This is a genomic window from Pedobacter aquatilis (assembly GCF_032678405.1).
Taxonomy (GTDB): Bacteria; Bacteroidota; Bacteroidia; order Sphingobacteriales; family Sphingobacteriaceae; genus Pedobacter; species Pedobacter aquatilis_A.
Map to the genome: position 1 here is coordinate 1 of NZ_JAVTSJ010000014.1, position 1,842 is coordinate 1,842.

At 49.0% G+C, this 1,842-nt stretch carries 1 rRNA gene; it reads right to left on the minus strand.

Features of this window, described 5'->3' with window-relative positions:
• Positions 1-45: 45 nt before the first annotated feature.
• Positions 46-1,567, minus strand: a 16S ribosomal RNA gene (locus tag R2R71_RS21145).
• Between the last annotated feature and the right edge of the window lie 275 nt (positions 1,568-1,842).

The window sequence follows — 1,842 nt, forward strand, 5'->3', positions numbered from 1 at the left end:
TTTAAGAGTATCATGTTGCGCAGCGAGTAGTCAACTCTGCTCCAGAAAGGAGGTATTCCAGCCGCACCTTCCGGTACGGCTACCTTGTTACGACTTAGCCCCAGTTACCGGTTTTACCCTAGGACGCTCCTTGCGGTTACATACTTTAGGTACCCCCAGCTTCCATGGCTTGACGGGCGGTGTGTACAAGGCCCGGGAACGTATTCACCGCGTCATTGCTGATACGCGATTACTAGCGAATCCAACTTCATGGGGTCGAGTTGCAGACCCCAATCCGAACTGTGAATGGCTTTATGAGATTCGCATACTGTTGCCAGCTAGCTGCCCTCTGTACCATCCATTGTAGCACGTGTGTAGCCCCGGACGTAAGGGCCATGATGACTTGACGTCGTCCCCTCCTTCCTCTCTGTTTGCACAGGCAGTCTGTTTAGAGTCCCCACCATTACATGCTGGCAACTAAACATAGGGGTTGCGCTCGTTGCGGGACTTAACCCAACACCTCACGGCACGAGCTGACGACAGCCATGCAGCACCTAGTTTCGTGTGATTGCTCACTAATCCATCTCTGGATTATTCACTAACTTTCAAGCCCGGGTAAGGTTCCTCGCGTATCATCGAATTAAACCACATGCTCCTCCGCTTGTGCGGGCCCCCGTCAATTCCTTTGAGTTTCACCCTTGCGGGCGTACTCCCCAGGTGGAATACTTAACGCTTTCGCTTAGCCGCTAACTGTATATCGCTAACAGCGAGTATTCATCGTTTAGGGCGTGGACTACCAGGGTATCTAATCCTGTTTGATCCCCACGCTTTCGTGCCTCAGCGTCAATAAAACCATAGTAAGCTGCCTTCGCAATCGGTGTTCTGAGACATATCTATGCATTTCACCGCTACTTGTCTCATTCCGCCTACCTCTAGTTCATTCAAGCCCGTCAGTATCAAAGGCACTGCGATAGTTGAGCTACCGTCTTTCACCTCTGACTTAACAGGCCGCCTACGCACCCTTTAAACCCAATAAATCCGGATAACGCTTGGATCCTCCGTATTACCGCGGCTGCTGGCACGGAGTTAGCCGATCCTTATTCTTCCGGTACATTCAGCTACTTACACGTAAGTAGGTTTATTCCCGGATAAAAGCAGTTTACAACCCATAGGGCCGTCTTCCTGCACGCGGCATGGCTGGTTCAGAGTTGCCTCCATTGACCAATATTCCTTACTGCTGCCTCCCGTAGGAGTCTGGTCCGTGTCTCAGTACCAGTGTGGGGGGTCATCCTCTCAGATCCCCTAGTCATCGTCGCCTTGGTGGGCCGTTACCCCGCCAACTAGCTAATGACACGCATGCCCATCTTAATCCTATAAATATTTGATCATTGGATAATGCTACCCTGTGATTTTATGCGGTGTTAATCCGAATTTCTTCGGGCTATCCCCCTGATTAAGGTAGGTTGCATACGCGTTACGCACCCGTGCGCCGGTCTCTAGGAAAGCAAGCTCTCCTATACCCCTCGACTTGCATGTATTAGGCCTGCCGCTAGCGTTCATCCTGAGCCAGGATCAAACTCTCCATTGTAAAATGTGTTTGTTTAATACTGACCAGTTTTAACTATTGTTAAAAATAGTCTTCTTTTTTTAATTATGTCTGTTGAGACATTGACTTTAAAATCAAGCTTCGGTACTCTGTACTTGAATCCGTACTTCATTACCCCGCTTGCGCTACATTGACATCTCTTTTAAGAACTTTTTCGGCTCGGTACCTCGCGGCGGCCTTTTTATATATCTTCAAACTTCAAGTCCGGTCAGGTCGTTTTTTCCTGCCCTTCCTCTTTGTTTGTTTCAATCTTTTTT